Source organism: Streptomyces sp. DSM 15324, from assembly GCF_001514285.1.
Lineage (GTDB): Bacteria > Actinomycetota > Actinomycetes > Streptomycetales > Streptomycetaceae > Streptomyces.
On sequence record NZ_KQ949030.1, the window covers coordinates 261,088 to 280,796 of the forward strand.

General features: G+C 71.7%; 20 protein-coding genes and 1 pseudogene. 7 read left to right on the forward strand and 14 right to left on the reverse strand.

Features of this window, described 5'->3' with window-relative positions; translation table 11 throughout:
* Position 1: 1 nt before the first annotated feature.
* Positions 2-1,141, reverse strand: a complete 1,140-nt coding sequence (locus tag AQJ58_RS25365; RefSeq protein ID WP_067253881.1) for a PucR family transcriptional regulator — start codon at positions 1,139-1,141, stop codon at positions 2-4.
* A gap of 88 nt (positions 1,142-1,229) precedes the next feature.
* On the opposite strand from AQJ58_RS25365, the gene AQJ58_RS25370 reads away from it, so the two are divergent.
* Both AQJ58_RS25370 and AQJ58_RS25375 read left to right on the forward strand, forming a co-directional pair.
* Positions 1,230-2,294, forward strand: coding sequence for a ferredoxin reductase (locus tag AQJ58_RS25370; protein WP_067253884.1), 1,065 nt, complete (start codon positions 1,230-1,232; stop codon positions 2,292-2,294).
* Positions 2,295-2,301: 7 nt separating this feature from the next.
* On the forward strand, positions 2,302-3,420 hold the full coding sequence (locus tag AQJ58_RS25375; RefSeq protein ID WP_067253886.1) for a fatty acid desaturase family protein: 1,119 nt from the start codon (positions 2,302-2,304) through the stop codon (positions 3,418-3,420).
* Between the two features lie 294 nt (positions 3,421-3,714).
* Here the strand turns inward: AQJ58_RS25375 and AQJ58_RS25380 are convergent, their stop codons facing one another.
* The 7 genes from AQJ58_RS25380 to AQJ58_RS25410 all read right to left on the reverse strand — a co-directional run bounded on the left by AQJ58_RS25380 (position 3,715) and on the right by AQJ58_RS25410 (position 10,664).
* Complete coding sequence (locus AQJ58_RS25380) at positions 3,715-4,476, reverse strand: SDR family NAD(P)-dependent oxidoreductase (protein WP_067253888.1); 762 nt, start codon at positions 4,474-4,476, stop codon at positions 3,715-3,717.
* A complete protein-coding gene (locus AQJ58_RS25385; protein ID WP_067253891.1) occupies positions 4,473-5,444 on the reverse strand; it encodes a fumarylacetoacetate hydrolase family protein in 972 nt (323 codons plus the stop codon). Before AQJ58_RS25385 ends, AQJ58_RS25380 begins: the two co-directional genes overlap by 4 nt.
* Before the next feature lie 117 nt (positions 5,445-5,561).
* On the reverse strand, positions 5,562-6,500 hold the full coding sequence (locus AQJ58_RS25390) for a VOC family protein (protein WP_067253892.1): 939 nt from the start codon (positions 6,498-6,500) through the stop codon (positions 5,562-5,564).
* Positions 6,501-6,527: 27 nt separating this feature from the next.
* Complete coding sequence (locus AQJ58_RS25395) at positions 6,528-7,556, reverse strand: amidohydrolase family protein (protein WP_067253895.1); 1,029 nt, start codon at positions 7,554-7,556, stop codon at positions 6,528-6,530.
* A complete protein-coding gene (locus AQJ58_RS25400; protein WP_234360289.1) occupies positions 7,553-8,683 on the reverse strand; it encodes an FAD-dependent oxidoreductase in 1,131 nt (376 codons plus the stop codon). Before AQJ58_RS25400 ends, AQJ58_RS25395 begins: the two co-directional genes overlap by 4 nt.
* A 23-nt stretch (positions 8,684-8,706) precedes the next feature.
* Complete coding sequence (locus tag AQJ58_RS25405; protein WP_067253899.1) at positions 8,707-9,672, reverse strand: cyclase family protein; 966 nt, start codon at positions 9,670-9,672, stop codon at positions 8,707-8,709.
* Positions 9,669-10,664, reverse strand: a complete 996-nt coding sequence (locus AQJ58_RS25410) for a fumarylacetoacetate hydrolase family protein (RefSeq protein ID WP_199844676.1) — start codon at positions 10,662-10,664, stop codon at positions 9,669-9,671. The genes AQJ58_RS25405 and AQJ58_RS25410 overlap by 4 nt, the downstream gene beginning before the upstream one ends.
* Positions 10,665-10,794: 130 nt before the next feature.
* Between AQJ58_RS25410 and AQJ58_RS25415 the strand changes: the two genes are divergently transcribed.
* From AQJ58_RS25415 to AQJ58_RS25425, 3 genes are all read left to right on the forward strand, one after another.
* Positions 10,795-11,736, forward strand: a complete 942-nt coding sequence (locus tag AQJ58_RS25415) for a LysR family transcriptional regulator (RefSeq protein ID WP_067253903.1) — start codon at positions 10,795-10,797, stop codon at positions 11,734-11,736.
* Positions 11,737-11,999: 263 nt separating this feature from the next.
* Positions 12,000-13,280: an MFS transporter gene (locus AQJ58_RS25420; RefSeq protein WP_067253906.1), complete on the forward strand. Its 1,281-nt coding sequence runs from the start codon at positions 12,000-12,002 to the stop codon at positions 13,278-13,280.
* A gap of 126 nt (positions 13,281-13,406) precedes the next feature.
* Complete coding sequence (locus AQJ58_RS25425; RefSeq protein ID WP_067253907.1) at positions 13,407-14,153, forward strand: EthD domain-containing protein; 747 nt, start codon at positions 13,407-13,409, stop codon at positions 14,151-14,153.
* 46 nt (positions 14,154-14,199) lie between these two features.
* Here AQJ58_RS25425 and AQJ58_RS25430 read toward each other — a convergent pair whose 3' ends face one another.
* A complete protein-coding gene (locus tag AQJ58_RS25430) occupies positions 14,200-14,775 on the reverse strand; it encodes a TetR/AcrR family transcriptional regulator (protein WP_107122153.1) in 576 nt (191 codons plus the stop codon).
* A gap of 92 nt (positions 14,776-14,867) precedes the next feature.
* Here AQJ58_RS25430 and AQJ58_RS45710 point away from each other — a divergent pair.
* Together AQJ58_RS45710 and AQJ58_RS45715 are read left to right on the forward strand one after the other, a co-directional pair.
* A pseudogene (locus AQJ58_RS45710) lies at positions 14,868-15,122 on the forward strand (SDR family NAD(P)-dependent oxidoreductase); the annotation flags it as partial.
* 103 nt (positions 15,123-15,225) lie between these two features.
* Entirely contained in the window at positions 15,226-15,699 is a 474-nt protein-coding gene (locus AQJ58_RS45715) for an SDR family NAD(P)-dependent oxidoreductase (protein ID WP_324613823.1), read from the forward strand.
* A gap of 17 nt (positions 15,700-15,716) precedes the next feature.
* Here the strand turns inward: AQJ58_RS45715 and AQJ58_RS45470 are convergent, their stop codons facing one another.
* The 5 genes from AQJ58_RS45470 to AQJ58_RS25455 all read right to left on the reverse strand — a co-directional run bounded on the left by AQJ58_RS45470 (position 15,717) and on the right by AQJ58_RS25455 (position 19,590).
* Positions 15,717-15,839 carry a hypothetical protein gene (locus AQJ58_RS45470; RefSeq protein WP_267892091.1) on the reverse strand — a complete coding sequence of 41 codons (123 nt, stop codon included), beginning with the start codon at positions 15,837-15,839 and terminating at the stop codon, positions 15,717-15,719.
* A gap of 92 nt (positions 15,840-15,931) precedes the next feature.
* Complete coding sequence (locus AQJ58_RS25440; RefSeq protein ID WP_199844677.1) at positions 15,932-17,152, reverse strand: ABC transporter permease; 1,221 nt, start codon at positions 17,150-17,152, stop codon at positions 15,932-15,934.
* Entirely contained in the window at positions 17,149-17,916 is a 768-nt protein-coding gene (locus tag AQJ58_RS25445; RefSeq protein ID WP_079079213.1) for an ABC transporter ATP-binding protein, read from the reverse strand. Before AQJ58_RS25445 ends, AQJ58_RS25440 begins: the two co-directional genes overlap by 4 nt.
* Complete coding sequence (locus tag AQJ58_RS25450; protein ID WP_067253910.1) at positions 17,913-19,007, reverse strand: efflux RND transporter periplasmic adaptor subunit; 1,095 nt, start codon at positions 19,005-19,007, stop codon at positions 17,913-17,915. The genes AQJ58_RS25445 and AQJ58_RS25450 overlap by 4 nt, the downstream gene beginning before the upstream one ends.
* On the reverse strand, positions 18,991-19,590 hold the full coding sequence (locus AQJ58_RS25455) for a hypothetical protein (protein ID WP_067253913.1): 600 nt from the start codon (positions 19,588-19,590) through the stop codon (positions 18,991-18,993). The genes AQJ58_RS25450 and AQJ58_RS25455 overlap by 17 nt, the downstream gene beginning before the upstream one ends.
* Positions 19,591-19,709: the final 119 nt, after the last annotated feature.

Sequence of the window (19,709 nt, forward strand, 5' to 3'; positions counted from 1 at the left end):
GTCAGCCGACCCGGAGACCGACCGCCAGCGTCAGTTCAAGGACCCGTTGTGGTGACGCGAGATCCGGAAACAGCTCCCGCAGCTGCGCCATCCGGTACCGGACGGTCTGCGGGTGGACGAACAACGCCGCCGCCACCTCGTCGCGTCTGCCCTGGTGCAGCAGCCACGCCTGCAACGTCTCCTCCAGCCGCCGTGCGGTCGCGACCGGCACGGTCCGCAACGGTGCGAGGGCTCGGGCACGCAGGTCCGCGAACGCGTCCGCGTCGGCGCTCAGCACCAGCTCGGGCAGGTGCTCCTCGGTGTCGCGGATAGCAGAGGACAGCGAGCGGGCGCGCAGGGCTCGTGCGTACGAGGCGGACGCACGCGTCCAGGGCCGGGCCGGGCCGACCACGGCGGTGCGGTCGGTCAGCTGCCGCAACAGATGTGATCGGTCGGCATCGGGGACGAGCAGCACGCCGGTGGCGTCCGGCAGATCGTCGAGGACGAGGGTGCTCGGGTCGAGCGCCCGGTAGGCGGGCCGGGCCTGGGCGGCGGGCAGCAGGACCGCGGTCAGCGCGTCCGGAGGCTGCCACCCGGCCCGTTGCGCGGACGCCAGCAGCACGTCGGGGCCCGCGCCGGCGAGGAGGTCGCGGGCCAGGTGTTCCAGGTGGCGCTCATGGGCCCGGCCCCGGGCGGCCAGTTCGTCGGCGTGGCCCGCGGCGCTCGCTGCGGAGAGCTCGTCGATGTAGGCGAAGGTCAGCTCGGCGAACTTGGCGACCTCGGCGGCGGGCAGACCTGCGGGAACGGCACCCGCTGCCAGGCATCGCCAGGCCACGCGGGCGCCCACGCGGTAGGCGCTGAGGAGGGCGTCCATCGAACGGCCGTCGCGCACCTCGCCGCGGCCCAGCTCGTAGGCCGCGTCACCGGCGTCGCCGCCTGTGGCGTTCCCGCTCGCGAGGTCCAGGTAGTGCCCGAGGGCGGTGCGGACGGCTCGGCGGATGGTGGCGCCCATGTGACCCGACAGGGCGTTGGCGTAGGGCGGCACCTCGTCGATGATCGCCTGGACGACCTCGTCGGCGGTGGTCTTCAGCGCGGCCCGAAGCGCGGTGACCGTCGTCTCGTCCAGGGCCGGTTCACTGACCCTGCGCATGGCATGGCTCACGTCTTTTGTTCCTTGCGAATAATTCAGTCGACCAGATTCACGTCCTGCGGTCAGGACTTTACGCCGTGGGACACAGCAAGCTGGAGCCATGACGAGTACAGCCCTCCGCAGCAGGGCGTGGAAACTGCTCGAGATGGTCACAACGCCGCTGCTGCCGTCGGACTACCTCGACCTGATCAGCCCCTTGCGTGCCGGTGCCGACCTCCGTGGGCGCATCGAGGCCGTGCACCCCGAGACGGGTGACGCCGCGACCGTCGTGATCAGGCCGGGACGGGGCTGGCGCGGCCACAGTGCCGGTCAGTACGTGCGGATCGGGGTCGACGTCGACGGGGTGCGCCTGTGGCGCGCCTACTCCCTCACCTCACCGACGAACCGACAGGACGGCCGCGTCACGATCACGGTGAAGGCGATCCCGGACGGCAAGGTCAGCAACCACCTGGTCCGCAGGGCGAGACCGGGCACGCTGATCCAGCTCGACCAGCCGACCGGCGACTTCGTGCTGCCTGAGGCCAAGCCCGCCAAGGTGCTCTACCTGACGGCCGGCAGCGGCATCACGCCCGTGATGGGCATGCTGCGCGACACCGAGCTCGACGACGTCGTGATGGTCCACAGCGCGCCCCGGCCGCAGGACGTGATCTTCCGCGACGAACTGCACGGCCTGGTCGCGGACAGGAAGCTGCGGCTCACGGAGGTGCACACCGACACGGACGGCATGCTCGACATCGCCCGTCTCGGCGAACTCGTGCCCGACTGGGCCGAGCGCGAGACCTGGGCTTGCGGGCCGGCGGGCCTGCTCGACGCCGCCGAAGAGCACTGGGCCGAGCACGGCGTCCTGGAGCGCCTGCACACCGAACGCTTCCGCCCGAGCGCCCTCGTCGCCGGCGACGGCGGAGGCGGCGGCCAGGTCACGTTCAGCGTCACCGGCAAGAGTGTCGACGCGGACGGCGCCACACCGCTGCTGGACATCGGTGAGGAGGCCGGCGTGCTCATGCCCTCCGGATGCCGGATGGGCATCTGCTTCGGCTGCGTCACGCCCCTGAAGGCGGGCGCCGTCCGCGACCTGCGCACCGGCGAGATCACCGAGGCCGAGCCGGGCGTCCTCATCCAGACCTGTGTGTCCGCCGCTGCGGGCGCCTGCGACATCGAACGGTAGGAGCACCTTGACCGCCATCGACCCCACCGCCCACCTGAGCGCGGAGCAGATCGAGGAGCTCGGCCGCGAGCTGGACGCGATCCGCGACGAGGTGATCGCCGGCCGCGGCGAGAAGGACGCCGCCTACATCCGCAAGGTCATCTCGGCGCAGCGCAAGCTCGAGCTGGTCAGCCGGGGCGTGCTGCTGTTCTCGTTCTTCCCGCCCGCGTGGCTGCTCGGCACCGCCGGCCTGTCCGTGGCGAAGATCATGGACAACATGGAGATCGGTCACAACGTCCTGCACGGCCAGTGGGACTGGATGCGGGACCCGAAGATCCACTCCACCACCTGGGAGTGGGACCACGCCTCGCCGTCCGAGCAGTGGAAGCACTCGCACAACGAGCTGCACCACACGTACACCAACGTGATCGGCAAGGACAACGACCTCGGCTACGGCATCATGCGCGTCGACGAGGACCAGAAGTGGCACCCGTTCCACCTCGGCCAGCCGCTGTGGAACTTCATCAACGCCTGCTTCTTCGAGTACGGCATCGCGGCGTACGACCTGGAGCTGGGCAAGAACCTGAGCAAGCGCCGCCGCAGGAACCCGGAGTTCCGTGCGCGGGCCAGGGCCGTGGGCCGCAAGATCCGCAAGCAGGTGCTCAAGGACTACGTGGTCCACCCGCTGCTGTCGGGCCCGTCGTTCCTCACCACGCTCGCCGCCACGTTCACCGCGAACGTGGTCCGCAACATCTGGTCCCACTCGGTGATCATGTGTGGTCACTTCCCCGAAGGCGTGCAGGTCTTCGAGCGCCGGTCGATCAAGGGCGAGACGCGCGGCCAGTGGTACCTGCGCCAGATGATGGGCTCGGCGAACATCAGCGGCAGCAAGGCCATGCACTTCATGACCGGGAACCTGTCGCACCAGATCGAGCACCACCTCTTCCCGGACCTGCCGAGCAACCGCTACGCCGAGGTCGCGGTGAAGGTGCGCGCGCTGTTCGAGAAGTACGAGCTGGAGTACGTCACGGGGCCGCTGCCCCAGCAGGTGTTCTCCGCGTGGCGCAAGGTCTTCCGGCTCTCACTGCCGAACAGGAAGCCCAAGGTCACGACACCGGACCGCGACCGGGAGCTCGTCGCGGCCTGATTCCCGGTACGGGTTCAGATCTCTCCGCCCCGCACTGGCGGCACGTCCGGGTCCGGTGAGATTCGTTGCGGACGGAGCGCGGCCGCGACATCGGATCGTACGACACCGCATCCGGGCAGCCCGGCGTACGGCTGCGCTGCCCGGACGTGCGTGAGGAGCGCGGGATGACCCGGACGCACCTTGAACCGGCCACCGATCACACGCTCCACCGCCCCCGGCCTCGGTCTGATCCGTGCCGGTGGCGGTGAGGAACCAGCCCAGAACGATCGATGCCTGCCCGTTCACGGTTGTACGTCAGCGCCGGCCACTCTCCGTCGGCGAACTCATGGTGTCCGCGATGGACTTGACACCTCCGTGGGCGGTGAGGCCGCCGTCGACCGGGATCTCGGCGCCCGTGATGAACGAGGACTCGTCGGACAGGAGGAAGACGACGAGCGGGGCGACCTCGTCGACCGTGCCGGTGCGGCCGAGCGGGGTCTCGCGGATGTTCGCCTCGCGGAAGGCGGGCGCCGCGGAGGCGGTCATCTCGGTCTCGATGAAACCGGGGTGGACCGTGTTGACGCGGATGCCGCGCGGGCCGAGCTCCATGGCGGCCGTCTGCGACAGTCCGCGCAGCGCCCATTTGCTGGTCGTGTAGGCGACCGGGTAGTGACCGGTGAGCGCGGCGGTCGAGCCCACGTTGATGATGGATGCCCCGGGCGGCATCAGCGGCGCGAGATGCTGGATGCCCAGCAGCGGGCCGGTGACGTTGACGGCGTGGACGCGGGCGAGGTCGTCGGGGGTGACGTCGCCGAGGCGGGCCCGCCAGGTGATGCCCGCGTTGTTGACCAGGCCGTCCACCCGCCCGTACGACGCGCGCAGTTCGGCGGCGAGCTCCGCCCACTGCTTGCCGTCGGTGACGTCGAGGAGGCGGCAGCCGGGGGCCTCGGTCACGTCGGTGGCGATGACGTGGGCACCCTCGCGCGTCAGGGCCTCGGCCTCGGCGGCGCCCTGGCCGCGCGCGGCGCCGGTGACGACCACGACCTTGCCGAGCAGTCTGGGGTGCGGGCCGGTCACGGCCGCTCCCGGGTGCGGCGGCGGGCCGTCGGCAGCGGCACCGGGTCGCGGCCGGCGACCACGGTGTTGGAGACGCTGCCGATGCCGTCCACCGTGAGGGTGACCGTGTCGCCGGGCTTCAGTGGAGGCGGTGACTGCTCGCCCCGCAGGCCCCACAGCTCGGCCAGGCAGCCGCCGTTGCCGCAGGTGCCCGAGCCGAGTACGTCGCCCGGACGGACGACGGTGCCGCGGGAGGCGTAGGCCACCATCTCCTCGAAGGTCCAGCTCATGTTGGACAGCAGGTCCTTGCCGACGACCTCGCCGTTGACGGCGGCGGTGAGCCCGAGGCGCAGGAACCCTTCGGTGTCCCGGTACGACTCCAACTCGTCGGCGGTGACCAGGTAGGGGCCGAGGGTGGTGGCGGTGTCCTTGCCCTTGCACGGGCCGAGGCGGACCTGCATCTCACGGGACTGCAGGTCGCGCGCGGACCAGTCGTTGAAGATCGTGTAACCGATGATGTGGTCGCGTGCCTGCCGGGCGTCGAGATCCCGGCCTTCTCGGCCGACGACGGCGGCGACCTCCAGTTCGAAGTCGAGCACGCTGCTGCCGGGCGGCACCGGGACGTCGTCGTGGGCGCCGATCAGCGCATAGGGATTGGTGAAGTAGAAGGTCGGCGCGTCGTACCAGGCCTCGGGCACACCGCCGACGCCGTCCACGGACCGCCGTACGCCCTCGACGTGCTCCTCGAAGGCGACGAAGTCCCGCACGGTGGGCGGTTCGAGCGGCGGCAGCAACCGTACCTCGGAGACATGGGGGCCCGGCGGGACGTCGAGCGCGTCGGCGCCGACGCTCAGCAGCGCGTCGAGTCCGTCCCCGGAGCGGATGAGTTCCGTGAGCGATCGGGCCCCGGGGACGGGGTGGAGGGTGCCGTCCTCCTCGACGACGGCGACCCGGCGCTGGTCTCGGTGTTCATAGGTGGCGAAACGCATGGACGGCTCCGGGCTCGGGCAGTCGGCGGGGGGAATGGACCGCGGACGCGGCAGGGGGGAGGGCAGGTGACAGGGCCGCGCGTCCCCGGGGTCGGAGGGGCGGAGCGGCCGCGGGGGTCAGACCGGCGGGGCGACGAACACGCCGCGGTCGACGTCGTTGAAGGATTCCTTGGCGACCAGCTCGTTCATCGGGTTGGCGGTGCCCCACTGGTCGGAGACCTCCGGCTGCGAGAAGTCGTAGACGTGCGGGTGCCAGGTGTCCTCGTCGAGCAGTTCCAGCTCGGTGGTGTACTCGACGGTGTTGCCGTGCGGGTCGAGGAAGTAGCTGAAGGTGTTGTCGCCCGCCAGGTGCCGGCCCGGGCCCCAGACCTTCTTGAAGCCCGCCCGGAGCACCCGGCCGGAGCCGCGCATGTACTCGTCGATGCCGCGCATCTCGAAGGAGACGTGGTGCAGGGCGGTGTGCGGGCCCTGTGCGATGGCCATCGAGTGGTGCTGGTTGCTGATCCGCATGAAGTGCATCGCCTCGCCCATGCGCGGGTGCATGAGGGTGTCGGAGAGGCGGAAACCGAGGTGGCGCTCGTACCACTCCCGGGTGCGGTTGAGGTCGGGTGAGTTGAGGACGACGTGGGACAGCTTGACCGGGATCGACTCCTTCTCCTCGATCTTGCGGTGCTGCCGTACCTCCACGTCGGCCGACACCTCCAGGGTGCGGCCGTCGACGTCGAAGAAGCGGAAGCCGTAGCCGCCGCCGGGGGTGTCGAGCTTGCCCGGCTGGGAGATCAACTGCACTCCTCCCGCGAGGAGTTGCTCGGCGAGGGTGTCCACGTCGGCGGCGCTCGCGGCGCCGTAGGAGACGAGGTCGAGGCGCTTCTCCGGGGCCTTGCGCAGCCGCACGACGTACTGTTCCGGGGAGCCCTCGGCGGCGAGGAAGGAGATGCCGGAGTCCTCGGCGACCTTCGTCAGACCCCAGACACCGGAGTAGAAGTCGAGCTGCTTGTCGTGGTCGGGCACGGCGAGGTCGACGTGCCGGAGGTGGGTGAGCAGGCGTGCGGTCATGGTGGGGGTTCCTTCTCTCGTCGAGATTCAGGTCAGACGCAGCAGGGCGGCCGCGTTACGGCCGCGGACGGCGTGGAAGTCGGCGTCGGGCAGGCGTGCGGCGCGCAATGCCCCGACGGGGTCCTCGGTGCCCATGTCGAAGGGGAAGTCGGAGCCGAGCAGAACCCGGTCGGCGCCGACGGCACGGATCAACTCCCGCAGGACGTGCGGGTCGTGGACCAGGGAGTCGAACCAGATCCGCCTGAGGTAGCTGCTCGGCAGGTGGGCGCAGCCCGCCGACGCGTCGGAGCGCGCGGACCAGGCGTGGTCGGAGCGGCCGATGTGTGTGGGCAGGTAGCCGCCGCCGTGTGCCGCCACCAGCTTCAGCCGGGGGTGCCGGTCGAGCACGCCGGAGAAGATGAGATGGGACAGGGCGACCGCGTTCTCCGTGGGCTGCCCGACGGTGTTGGAGAGGTACCACTGGTCGAGGCGCTCGTCGAGCGTGCAGCCGAAGGGGTGCAGGAAGAGGATCGCGCCCGTCTCCTCGGCGCGCGCCCAGAAGGGTTCGTACGCCGGGTCCGACAGCTCGCGGCCCGGAGCGTGCGAGGAGATCTCGACGCCCAGCAGGCCGATTCCCCTGGCGTGGTCGAGCGCGCGCACCGCCAGCTCGGCGTGCTGCAGCGGGACGAGACCGAGGCCGTGCAGCCGGCCGGGGGCCTGCGCGCAGTGCGCGGCCGTCGCCTCGTTGGCGAGCAGGCACAGCTTCTCGGCCGTGTCCTCGTCCGCCCAGTAGTGGTAGTGCGAGGGCGAAGGGCTGACCAGCTGGACGTCCACGCCCTGCGCGTCCATCGCGGCGATGCGCACGGTGACGTCGGTCAGCTTCGGGAGGCGCTCGCGCACCATGGGGCCGCTGACGGCGAGGGCGGCCGGACCGTTGCGGCGGGCGTCGAGTGCCCGGGCCTCGGCGAGGCCGGGCTTGTCGGCCACCAGTGCCTCGACCTCGGGAAGCAGGACGTGCGCGTGGACGTCGACCGTCGGGGCCGGGCGGGTGCCGGTGTCGGGGGTGTGGAGGGTCACGGCAGCTCCTTGAGCGCGGCCATGATGGGACCGGTCAGCCCGGGCACGTCACCGCGCACGCCGTCGAGCTGCCACTGCCCGATCTGCACGGACGCGTCGACGACCATCCGTACCCGGTCGATGCGCCGCTCGTAGTAGCGCGTGAGCGTCTGGGTGTCCCACGGGGACCCCTCGGTCAGCAGCTGGGCCAGCACCCAGGCGTCCTCCAGGGCCATGGCCGCGCCCAGCGCCATGGTGGGCGGACAGCAGTGCGCGGCGTCGCCCACGAGGACGACCCGGCCGCGGTGCCAGGAACCGGTCACCAGCAGCCGGTCGAACCAGGTGTAGTTGACCTGGGCCGGGTCGGTGATCGACTCGCGGATCTCCTCCCAGACACCGCCGTAGCCCTCGGCGAGCCGGCGCATCTCCCGCGCGTAGGTCTCGGGCGGGATCGTGGCGCGGTCCCGGGAGCGCTCCACCAGGATGGCGTAGATCGTGTTCTCGCTGGTGGGGGTGTAGCCGGCGATGAAGCAGGGGCCTCCGAAGGTGAGGTCGCTGCGGTCCACCCCCGCCGGGCGGGGCGCCGGGGTGCGCCAGATGGCCATGCCGGTCGGCTCGGGCTTGTCGTCGATGCCGATGGCGGCACGCGTCGTGGAGTTGAGGCCGTCGGCGGCGACGACGAGGTCGTAGCGGCCCTCGGTACCGTCGCTGAAGCGGACGGTCACCGAGGTGTCGTCCTGGGTGACGATCTCGGTGCCGGTGCCGAGGCGGACGTGCGCGCCGGAGGCCCGGACGGCGTCGATGAGGATGCGCTGGAGCACCGGGCGCTGCATGCCCAGGGTGGCGGGCAGGTCGTCCCCGCCGGTGCGGACGACCTCGCCGACGTGGAGCACGGTGCCGTCGGGTGCCGTCATGCCCAGGGTGTCGTAACCGAAGCCGTGTTCGCGGACCTCGTCCCAGACACCGGCCTCACGCAGCACGCGCAGGGCGTTGCCCTGGAGGGTGATGCCGGAGCCGCGCACGTTCCAGTCCGGCTTGATCTCGACGAGGTCGACGTCGATGCCGGCCCGGCGCAGCAGCACGGTCAGGACGTTGCCCGACGTGCCCCCGCCGATGACCAGGACCTTCTTCGCTTTCTTGCTTTCCACGGCCAACTCCTTCGTTGGGCTGGTCATTTGACGGCGACCGGATTGACCGGGGAACCGACGGCCCCGGTGATGGGCAGGGGTGCGGCGGTGAGCCAGAACTCGTACACGCCGTCCTGTACGCAGTCGGCGGCGAGGGCGTCCGGGTCCCACATCTCGCCGATGAGCAGGCCGATGTGGGGGATGGCGACCTGGTGCAGCGGCTGGAAGGCATGGTCGAACTCGTTCGGGCGGACCTCGAAGCCCCAGGTGTCGGTGGCGAGGGCGGCGATCTCACTCGTGTGCAGCCAGTCGACCGTGGTGAAGGACAGGCCGGGTGAGTCGCCGCCCGCGTAGTCGCCCCAGCCCTCGCGGCGGGCGCGCGCCAGCCGTCCGGTGCGGACGACGACGATGTCCCCGCGGCCGACGGTCACGCCGTGCGCCTCGGCGGCGGCGGTCAGGTGCTCCTCGGTGATCGCGAACCCGTCGGGCAGCTCACCGAGTTCGTCGCCGGCGATCCGACCGACGTCGAGAAGGACGGCGCGTCCGGCGACGTACGGCGCCATGTGCTCGATGCCGGTGACGAGATCGCCGTCGGAGGTGACGACCTTCTCGGCCGCCCGCCCGTTCCACGCCCTGCCGTGGTCGAAGATGTGCCCGAGGCCGTCCCACTGGGTGGAACACTGCAGCGGCATCGCGATCACGTCGTCGGCGCCGCCGATGCCGTGCGGGAAGCCCTGGTTGCCGAGGGCCGCGTCGGTGCCGGTGTCCAGCATGGTGTGGACCGGGTTGGTGCGCCGGCGCCAGCCCTTCTGCGGGCCGTTCATGTCGAAGGACTGCGACAGCGAGAAGCTGACGCCCCGGCGGACCAGTGCGGCGCCCTCGCGGCGTTTGGCCCCGTCGAGGAAGTTCAGGGTGCCGAGGACGTCGTCCTCGCCCCAACGCCCCCAGTTGGAGCAGCGCTTGGCCGCCTCGGCGATCGCGCCCTCGGGATCGCGCCGGTCGACACTCATGCCGGTCCCTCCGCCACACATCGGGTGCGCTGCACGCCGAGGCCGGTGATGGAGCCCTCCATGACGTCGCCGTCGCGCAACAGCCGTCCCCAGTGCATGCCGTTGCCGGCGGGGCTGCCGGTCAGCACCAGGTCGCCCGGCAGGAGCCGGGAGGTCTGGGAGATGTACGACACCAGGCGCGCGACGCCGAAGAGCATGTCCTTCGTCGACTCGTCCTGCATGGTGGTGCCGTTGAGCTTCAGCGTGACCTGAAGGTCACCGGGGTCGGCGATCGACTCGGCGGGGACGATCCACGGCCCGAGCGGTGTGAATCCCGGCGCGTTCTTGCAGCGCAGCCAGTCCGTGCCGATGGCCTTCATGTCCCGGCGGAAGACGGTGGCACGGTCGGTGAGGTCGTTGGCGATGGTGTATCCGGCGACGGCCTCCAGCGCCTCCTCGACGGACAGCCGGTGGGCGGGCCTGCCGATGACGGCCGCCAGTTCCAGCTCCCAGTCGGGCTGTTCGGCCCACGCGGGGAGGACGACATCGTCGTAGGGGCCTGCGATCGTGCTCGGCAGTCCGATGAACGCGTACGGCAGGTCCTCGGCCGCCCGCCGGTCCATGACCGCGGCGATCTCCGCCCGTGCCTCCTCGACCGTGCGCGGGTCGTCCGGGGCGCGGTGGGCGACCTCCAGGTCGATCACGTGCCGGCGGTAGTTGGCGCCGGACTGGAAGATCTGCCGCGGCTCGACCGGGGCGTGCACCCGCAGGCCCTCCAGGGGCTGCCAGTCGGCCGACGCGTCGGCCGCGAGGTCGCGCAGGCGAGGGAGCACCTCGTCCCAGCGCTCGAAGACCTCCCGGCTGGTCAGGGCGGGTTCTTCGAGGGCGGTGCGCAGATCCAGCACACGGCCTCCGGGCACGACCAGAGCGGGAAACGAGGGCCGGTCAGGGGCGGAGAGGGTGCCGAGAGCGAAGGGTCCGGAGAAGGACGGGGAAGCTGCTGCGGGTTTCACGGGGATGTCCTCCAGATTGCGGTCCCCACAATGTGGCGCCGATCTCGTAATCTGGGAAATAGATTCTTTAGATGTTGATCATCCACCCTGTTGATGCTGCCGCGATCAGCAGCCGCGTTCTGGAGGCGTCGTGTCCCTCTCCGGCCTCGACCTCAATCTCGTCCTGTCCCTGCGAGCCCTCCTGGAGGAGCGCAACGTCACCCGCGCCGGGCGGCGTGTCGGGCTCAGCCAGCCGGCGATGAGCGCGGCCCTGGCCCGCCTGCGTCGTCACTTCGACGACGATCTGCTCTCCCGCGTCGGCAGGCAGTACGAACTGACCGCCCTCGGCCGCGCTCTCCTGGACCGCACCTCGACCGCCTGCGATCTGCTGGAACGCGTCTTCAGCAGCAGGGCCGACTTCGCTCCGGGCAGCGAGGAGTACGAGTTCACCGTACTCACGTCCGACTACGCGCTGACCGTGTTCGGCGCCGAGCTCGCCCGGACCGTGCACGCCGAGGCCCCGGGGGTACGGTTGCGTTTCCAGCGCACGCCCGCCGACGTCACGGAGGACACGGCCAACCTGCTCAGCACGGCCGACGGGCTCCTGATGCCGCGCGGCATCATCAGCGGCTTCCCCGCCGTCGACCTGTTCACCGACCGCTGGGCCTTCCTGGTGGCCGAGACGAACGACGAGGTCGGCGACCGGCTGACCATGGACGACCTGGCGCGGCTGCCCTGGGTCGTCTACCAGCGCGCCTACGACGCCCCGGCCGCCCGGCAGCTCAGCATGCTCGGCGTCGATCCCCGTGTGGAGATCTTCGTGGACAGCTTCCAGGCGCTGCCCTTCCTGGTCGCCGGCACCCGGCGGATCGCGTTGGTACAGCAGCGCCTGGCCGAGCTGCTGAGCGGTGTGGCGCCCGTACGCCTCCTGGAACCGCCCTACGCGGCGATTCCGCTCCAGGAGGCACTGTGGTGGCATCCGGTGCACACCCATGACGCGGCCCACATCTGGCTGCGCGAGATCACGGCGCGCGTCGGCGCGGAGCTCGCCGTGTCGGAGCCCGGCCGGATTGCCGCAGTGGCATCGATCTGAGGGACGGGTACCGCCGCCCAGTATCCAGGCCTCGGATGATCCACATCTTTGATCTCGATCGGACAAGGGCTAGGCAGAGCCCGCCCGTGGGCCCATAGTCGTCTCAACCCGGCGCCGCCGCCGCACGATCCCCCCGCTGCCGGGAGCGCGCAGGCGCCCGGCAGTCATCGGCGTCCCCTGAACGTCCTGCACGGGTGCCGGACGGCCCGACCGCGACGGCCGCACCACCCGTACCCTCCCGACACGCCACGTGGAGTTCCCGCATGCCTGCACCCCTGCCTCCGCCTCCCCTGTCGTCCGATGCCGTGGCGGACGCCCCGTCCGAGCAGATCGTGTCCGGGCCGGGCCACCGGCTTCGCCTCACGCTGCTGATGGCCGGTGCCTGCCTGCCCATCCTGGGCGCCGTGCTCATCGCCCCGGTCCTCCCGAAGATGCACGACCACTTCGCCCAGGTGGCGGGGGTCGACGCACTCGTCCCCATGGCCCTGACGATCCCCGCTCTCTCGCTGGCGCTGCTGGCCCCGTTCGCCGGCGTCGTCGTCGACCGGCTCGGCCGGAAACGGCTGCTCATCGTCTCGACGGTGGTGTACGCGATGTTCGGCACCGCGCCCCTCTGGCTGAACTCCCTCGGCGCCATCGTGGCCAGCCGCGCCCTGGTCGGCGTCGCCGAAGCCGCCATCATGACCTGCTCCACCACGCTGATCGGCGACTACTACACCGGTCGGCAGCGGGACCGCTACCTGGCGATGCAGACGATGTGCGCCTCGATCTCGGCGACGGCCTTCTTCATCCTGGGCGGCGCGATCGGTTCGGCCGGCTGGCGCGCGCCGTTCTGGGCCTACGCCGTGAGCCTGCTGCTCGCCCCCGCCGTGGCCGCCTTCCTGCCCCAGCCCCGTCAGGAGGACGGCGCGGACGAGGTCCCGGCGACCGCATCGGACACCGCGGACCGGCCCTTCCCCTGGCGGCCGCTGTTCGGCACGTGCGCACTGACCGTGTTCGGCGCCCTCCTCTTCTACACCGTCCAGGTCGAGATGTCGTTCCTCCTCGACGACATGGGCGTGACCGACACCGGCGTCATCGGACTGGCCTCCGCCGGTTCCAGTGCCGCGATCGTGGCCGGCGCCCTCCTCTTCGCCAAGACCGGCCGCACTCCCCAGTCGTGGCTGCCCAGCGCGTTCGGCCTGTGCGCCGTCGGCTTCGCCGTGGTCTGGCTCGCCGCCAACCCCCTCGTGCTCACCCTGGGCGCCGTGATCAACTGCCTCGGCGGCGGCATCATGCTGCCGAGCCTGCTCACCCTCGCCATGTCCCGGCTGCACTTCGCCGACCGCGGCCGGGGGACCGGCCTGTGGACGGGGTCCTTCTTCCTCGGCCAGTTCCTCTGTCCGCTGGTGGTGCTCGCGCTGACCTCCGCCGTCGGCTCCACCGCGAACTCCATGGGTGTGCTGGCCCTCTCCGGGGCCGTCGCGAGCGTCGCACTCGGCCTCGCCGCCCGTCGCCGTCGCGCGGGGGCAGTCCCGGCACCGGTCCAGCAGATCGCGGGCTGATCCGCCGCGGCCCCGGGGCACGGCAGACGCCCCGGCCGCCAGGAACCTCGCACCCACCCGTCGAGACCGGCATCGCGGACATCCCCGCGATGCCGGTCGCACCTCGCCCCCCACGGAGACCACAGGATGCTGACCCTGATCGCCGCCGTCCGCCGCAAGCCGGGCATGACCCGGCAGGCGTTCCTGCACTACCTGCACCATGTGCACGGACCCCTGTCCGCCGCGAAGCCCCTCGGGGTTCGGCGGTACGTGCAGAACCACGTCTTCGACGCGTCCTTCGGCGCCGAGGGCGACCCGGCCCACCTGACCGTGTTCGGCCGGGACGCCGTCACCGAGCTGCACTTCGACGACGAGGACGCACTGGCCGCCACGATGTCCGACCCGTACACGCGCGAGGTCATCGGCCCCGACGGCGCCCACTTCAACGACATGCCCTCCGCCCTGGCCCTGCTGGCCCGGCCCGCGGCGGCCACACCGCCACCGCCCTCCGAGGACGACGGACGGGTCAAGGTGCTGCACTTCCCGAGCAGGGCGCAGGGCGTGAGCCCGGACGACTTCACCGCACGGACGCTTGCCGCCCACCAGGTCGCCCTCTCCCGGGACGAGCCGCACACCAAGGCGGTACGCGCGCACGTCCACCACGTACGGGTCCCGGGAGCCGAGCAGGCCCTGCGCCACTTCGGCGGTCCGGACCAGCAGGTGTACGAGGTGGTCACCGTCCTGTACTACGACTCCGCGGACGAGGCGCTGACCCACTTCCCGGCGTACGAGCGGTCGCTGCGCGAGCCGTCCGCCGAAACCGGCCGCTTCTACGACCCGTCCCGCTCGTTCGCCCTGTACTGCCGCGAGGTGACGATCTTCGAGCAGCCGTGATCACGGTCTTACGCCCCAGGTCTGATTCCTCCCACTTCCCCCCGCGTCAGCCCTCCGTCGGCCGGGCGTGGGTGGTCAGGCCTGGCGTGACGAGGGCGAGCCAGCGGGCGCGGGCCGCCGGTGGCTGCTCGGTGGGGGCCGTGGAGAACAGCAGGTAGATGTCGTCGACGGTGACGTCGCGGTGGATGTCGCCGTCGGCCTGGCCGATTCGGATGAGGGCGGCGACAGCACCACCGGCGCGGTCCTCATCGGTGCGCTGCCCGGGTTCCGCGCCCAGGGTCTGGGCAGCGGCCTTGACGGCGCGATCGGTCACAGACGCCTCGACGACCCGGCCGAGGAAGGCGGTCAGCTCGCCCACGGCACGGGCACCGGCCTCGACGCGTCCGAGCGCGGCCTCGGCGTCGTCGGCGACGCGGGCCACGGAGGCGGCGACGACAGCCGCGACCAGATCGGTCTTGGTGGGGAAGTGCCGGTACAGGGTGCCCACGGCCACGCCCGCCGCGGCGGCGATCTCGTCCATGCCCGCATCGGGGCCGTGCGCGGTGATCTGCTGGGCGGCGGCGGCAAGGATCTTCCTGCGGTTGCGGACCGCGTCGGCGCGCGGTGCCCTGGCTGGGGTCACGGGAGGTGGCTGCCCTTCCACTTGCATCAACATGAACCTGGGTTCAGCATAGAGGGTGAATCACGGTTCATCTTATGAGTGAGGACTCCGCCATGCCCACCAAGACCGCCCTCGTCACCGGTGCCTCCTCCGGCATCGGTGAGGAAACCGCCCTCAAACTCCACGAGCTCGGCTACACCGTCTACGGCGCGGCCCGCCGCACCGATCGGCTGCGGAAGCTGGCCGACCACGGCGTCCGGCCGCTGGTGATGGACGTCACCGACGACGAGTCGATGCGCGCCGGCATCGAGACGATCGTCACCGAGACCGGTCGCGTCGACGTCCTGGTCAACAACGCCGGATACGGCTCCTACGGCGCCCTGGAAGACGTCCCGTTGGACGAGGCCCGCCACCAGTTCGTAGGTCAACGTCTTCGGCGCGATCCGCCTGACCCAGCTCGTCCTGCCCCGCATGCGCGCCCAGCGATCCGGCACCGTCGTGAACATCACCTCGATGGGCGGCAAGATCTACACTCCCCTCGGCGGCTGGTACCACGGCACCAAGTTCGCCCTGGAAGCCCTCAGCGACTGCCTGCGGGTGGAGGCCAAGCCCTTCGGTGTCGACGTCGTGGTGATCGAACCCGGCGGCATCGCCACCGAGTGGGGCGGCATCGCCGCCGACAAGCTGGAGAAGTCCTCCGCCGACGGCGCCTACGCCGCGCAGGCCAAGGCCGTGGCCTCATCCCTGCGCTCCGAGGCCAACGCCGATCGCAACTCCCCGCCCTCCGTCATCGCCGACGCCATCGGCAAGGCCGTCAGCGCCCGCCGCCCGAAGACCCGCTACGCCACCGGCTTCGGCGCCCGCCCTCTCATCGCCCTGCGCCGCATCCTGCCCGACCGTGCCTTCGACTCCGTCATCTCCCGCGCCGTCGGCATGCCCCGCTGAACCGTCGAGCAACGGGATCAGCGGGGCAGGAAGGGAGCCGGCGAGAGGTCCCATTGGTCGGCGGCGTCAAGCAGCGCCGCGGCGTCCGTCCCGGCCTCCACGAGCGGCGGGCCGGTTTCGGCGACCGGACGTCGGTCCACGGTGGCGCTCCGACCCGTGCACCGCCCTGGACCGCGCAGTCCGTCCGGTGACCGGTCCCGGACGCGTCCCCCTTTCCCCGGGCGCACCTTCCTCAGGCCGCCGCCAGCGCCTCCGTCGGGGGCAGTGCGGAGGCGCGTACGGCGGGGTACAGGCCGGCGGCCATGCCGACGACGATCGCGCCCAGGACGCCCGCGACGAGCGCGAGGTGGGGGAACACCACGGGCCAGGACTGCGACAGGGCGTACCCCGCCGCCACCGCCGCGCCGAGGATCGTCCCCGCGCAGCCGCCCAGCGCGGACAAGGCGATCGATTCCGCCATGAACTGCCCTCTGATCTGGGCGCGACTGGCGCCCAGTGCCCGGCGCAGACCGATCTCGCGGCGCCGCTCCAGCACGGAGACGACCATGGTGTTGGCCACGCCCACGCCGCCGACGAGGAGCGCCACGCCCGCGAGTCCGAGGAGCAGGACCGACAGGGTCTGCTGGGTGGCGCGCTTGGCGGCCAGGGCGTCCGACGGGCGGCTGACCTGGACCAGACCCGGCAGCTGTGGAGAGACCGTGGCGGGCAGTACGGCACGGACGGCCTCGATCCGCGCTTCGCGGGCCGTGACGTAGACGACGGTGGGACGGCCGTCGAACCGGAGCTGTGCGCGGGCCGCGTCCCAGCCGACCAGGACGGAGGCGTCGAGGTCGGGGGCGAGCGGCAGGGGGTCGAGGATGCCGATGACGGTGAACCAGTGACCGTCGATGTAGACCTGTCCGGTCTCCTGGCCCGGCCGGACCCGGTCGAACCCGAGCCGGGCAGCGGCCCGGGAACCCAGGACCGCGGTCGGGAACCGTTGGGTCGTGGGGGTGAGGAACGAACCGGAGCGGACTGTCCCGTGGACCGAGGCGAGGAGGTCGGTCCGCGCGGCGAGGACACTGATGCCCGAGGCGTCGGACGGGTCGGCGCGGTCCGAACGCAGCACGCTCCTGTGGGTGTTGGCCACGGCGCTCGCGCTGGTCACCGGGCCGATGCGGGCGGCCATGGCGTCCGCGGTCGCGGGCAGGAGGACCGGGGGATCGCTGGTGGCCGGCGGGGCCACGCGCAGCATGTCGGTGCCGAGGGCGGACAGCCGGTCCATCAGGGCCCGCTGGCTGGAGGCGGGCACGGCGGTCACGACGACGAGGGTCGCGATGCCGAGGGAGATGCCGAGCGCGGACAGCGCGGCGCGTGGACCGCGGGTGCGGATGCCGAGCAGCCCCAGCCGGAGGATGTCCGTGAACGACAGTCGTACGGCGCGGGGCCCGGGGTCCTTCAGGCGGCGCGTCACGCGGCACCCCCCACCGCGCTGACATCGGCCGTGATGCGGCCGTCGCGCAGTTCCACCCGGCGCGGGAGGCGCGCCGCGATGTCGCGGTCGTGGGTGATGAGGGCGATGGTCGTGCCCTGTGTGTTGAGTTCGACGAGCAGCCGCAGGACGGCCTCCCCGGTGGCGGCGTCGAGCGCGCCCGTGGGCTCGTCGGCCAGCACGAGCGCGGGCTCGTTGACCAGGGCGCGTGCGATGGCCACCCGTTGGCGTTCCCCACCGGACAGCTGCTGGGGGAGGTGGGAGCGGCGGTGTTCGAGGCCCACCCTGGCGAGCGCCTCCCGTGCCAGGGGGCCTCGCCTGCGCCGGGGCACGCCCGCGTAGAGCAGGCCGGTGGCGACGTTCTCGGTGGCGTCGAGCCCGTCGGTGAGGTGGAAGTGCTGGAAGACGAAGCCCAGCAGACGCGCCCGCAGCGCGGAGAGGTGACGGTCGCCCAGCGCATGGACGTCGTGTCCCGCGATACGGACGCCGCCCTTCGTCGGCCGGTCCAGCGTGCCCATGATGTGCAGCAGCGTCGACTTGCCCGATCCGGACGGGCCCACGATGGCGACGAGTTCGCCCTCGTCGACGCGGAGCGAGACACGGTCCAGCGCCGTGACACCGCCGGGATGGGTCTTGGTGACCTCGTCGACGAGGAGGACGGGGGCCGCGGTGCCGGTGGCCGAGGTCGAGGTCGAGATCGAGGTCGAGGTCGAGGTCGAGGTCGATCGTGTGGAGGGGGTGCTCATGATGCCGTCACGACCTTGACGCCGGCGGACACTCCCGTGCCACTCACCTCGACCAGGCCGCCCGCGAACATGCCCGTCGTCACCGCGATCAGCGTGCCGTCCGGGCGCTGCAGGGCGTACCCGCCCTCCCGCAGGGCGACCAGAGCGCCCACGGGCACGGCGAGCACGCCCTTGCGCGTGGTGGTGTCGAACCGCACCTGCACCGCCGCAGCGTCCAGGCTCCGCACGTCCGTGGCCCGGTCCGGGACCACGGTGACGTCGATGGTGGCCGGTCCGGTCTGCTGGGCGGACTCCTCGGCGGAGCCGCCCTGTATGGTGCGGCCGAGTGACTTGACGGTGCCGCGGATCGTCCTGCCGTCCGGCAGGGTGACGGCCGCGCTGCCGCCGGCCTTGACGGTCCCCGCCTCGGTCGCCTCCAGCGCGACGGTGACGGTCTTGGCGGCCAAGGTGTAGGTGAGCAGCGTGCCGTCGGCCGGGTCGCCCGGTTGCGCCTGGACCGTGTCGACGCGCACCGGGCCGGGCAGGACCACGGCCTGACCGGGGGCGAGGGTGCCGGTGGCGGTCTGCCCGGTGTCGCTCTGCCACCGCTTGAGGGCGGCGGCGAGCGCGGGCGTGAACTCCTCGCCGTCACCCCCGTCGCCGGTGTTCCTGGAGCCGACCGCGGGACCGGTCTCGTAGCCGAGCGCTCGCAGGTTGTCCGCGAGGACGCTCACGTCGTGGCCGCGCACCCCCGTCTTGGCGAGGGTGCGGAAGACCGGCGTGTCACCGAAGAGGACGGGGACGGGCCGGTCGTCGATCCGGTACAGCGCCTTGCCCCTGACCGCTCGGGCGCCGGGCTCGGGCAGCAGCGTCACGACGCCCTGGCCGGTGCCCTTGAGGGCGTGCGGCGTGCCGAAGCCGAGGGTGCCGGGCAGGGTGCGGCTGTCGGAGAGGTCGGTTCTCGTGACGGTGGCGGTCCGCACCCGGGCGGGGGCGGAGGTCCTGGTCCCCTGTCCGGAAGGGACGTCGCGCCACACATGGGCGCCTGCGCCCGCGACCCCGGCGACCAGCACGACACTCACCGCGACGAGCGCCTTACCGTGTCGTGGCACTGAACGCCTCCAGGGTGCAGCTCTTGTCCACCTTCGTCTGCTGGGCGGCGCTCATCGTGGTGTTGCCGTCGTAGGTCCAGCCGGAGTTGTCCGGCAGCGCGGTGACCTTGAGCCCTTCGCGGTTCAGGCACTTCACGTAGGCGCGGTAGTCGTCGTCGTAGTGCGGGTTCTTCGCCTCGTCCAACTCCGGCGGCTGGAGGGGGAGTCTGTTCGCACAGGCCTTGGTGGCGGCCTTGGCCGTGGCGCTGTGGTCGGAGTCGTCGACGGAGTCCGGGCCGCGTGCCGTGAGCATCTTGTGCCCGTGGTCCTTGAGGCACATGGCGTAGATGTGCCAGTAGCGGTTCTTCTCCTCCTCCGAGCTGTCGAGCCGCAGTTGGGGGCGGCCGTCGTCGGGGGACGGTGTGGCCTCGGCGGTGGTGCTGCCGTCGGGGGCGTCGCTGTGCAGGGACGCCACGTCCTGCCGCGTCGCACTGTCGTCGTCGGAGTCGCCCGAACCTGCGCAGCCGGTGAGCAGGAGGGCGCCGGCGACGAGGGCGACGGCGCCGGGTACGCGGCGGCGGCCCGCGATGTCGAAGTGGTCCATGCGCCTCATGGTCCGGGCCGTGTGTCGGGAAGCGGTCGGCAACCGGTGCGGGAGCGTTGCGCGTTCGGTGCTCGTGCGGCCACCGGACGCCCACGGGGCGCCGACGACCCGGCGACGGG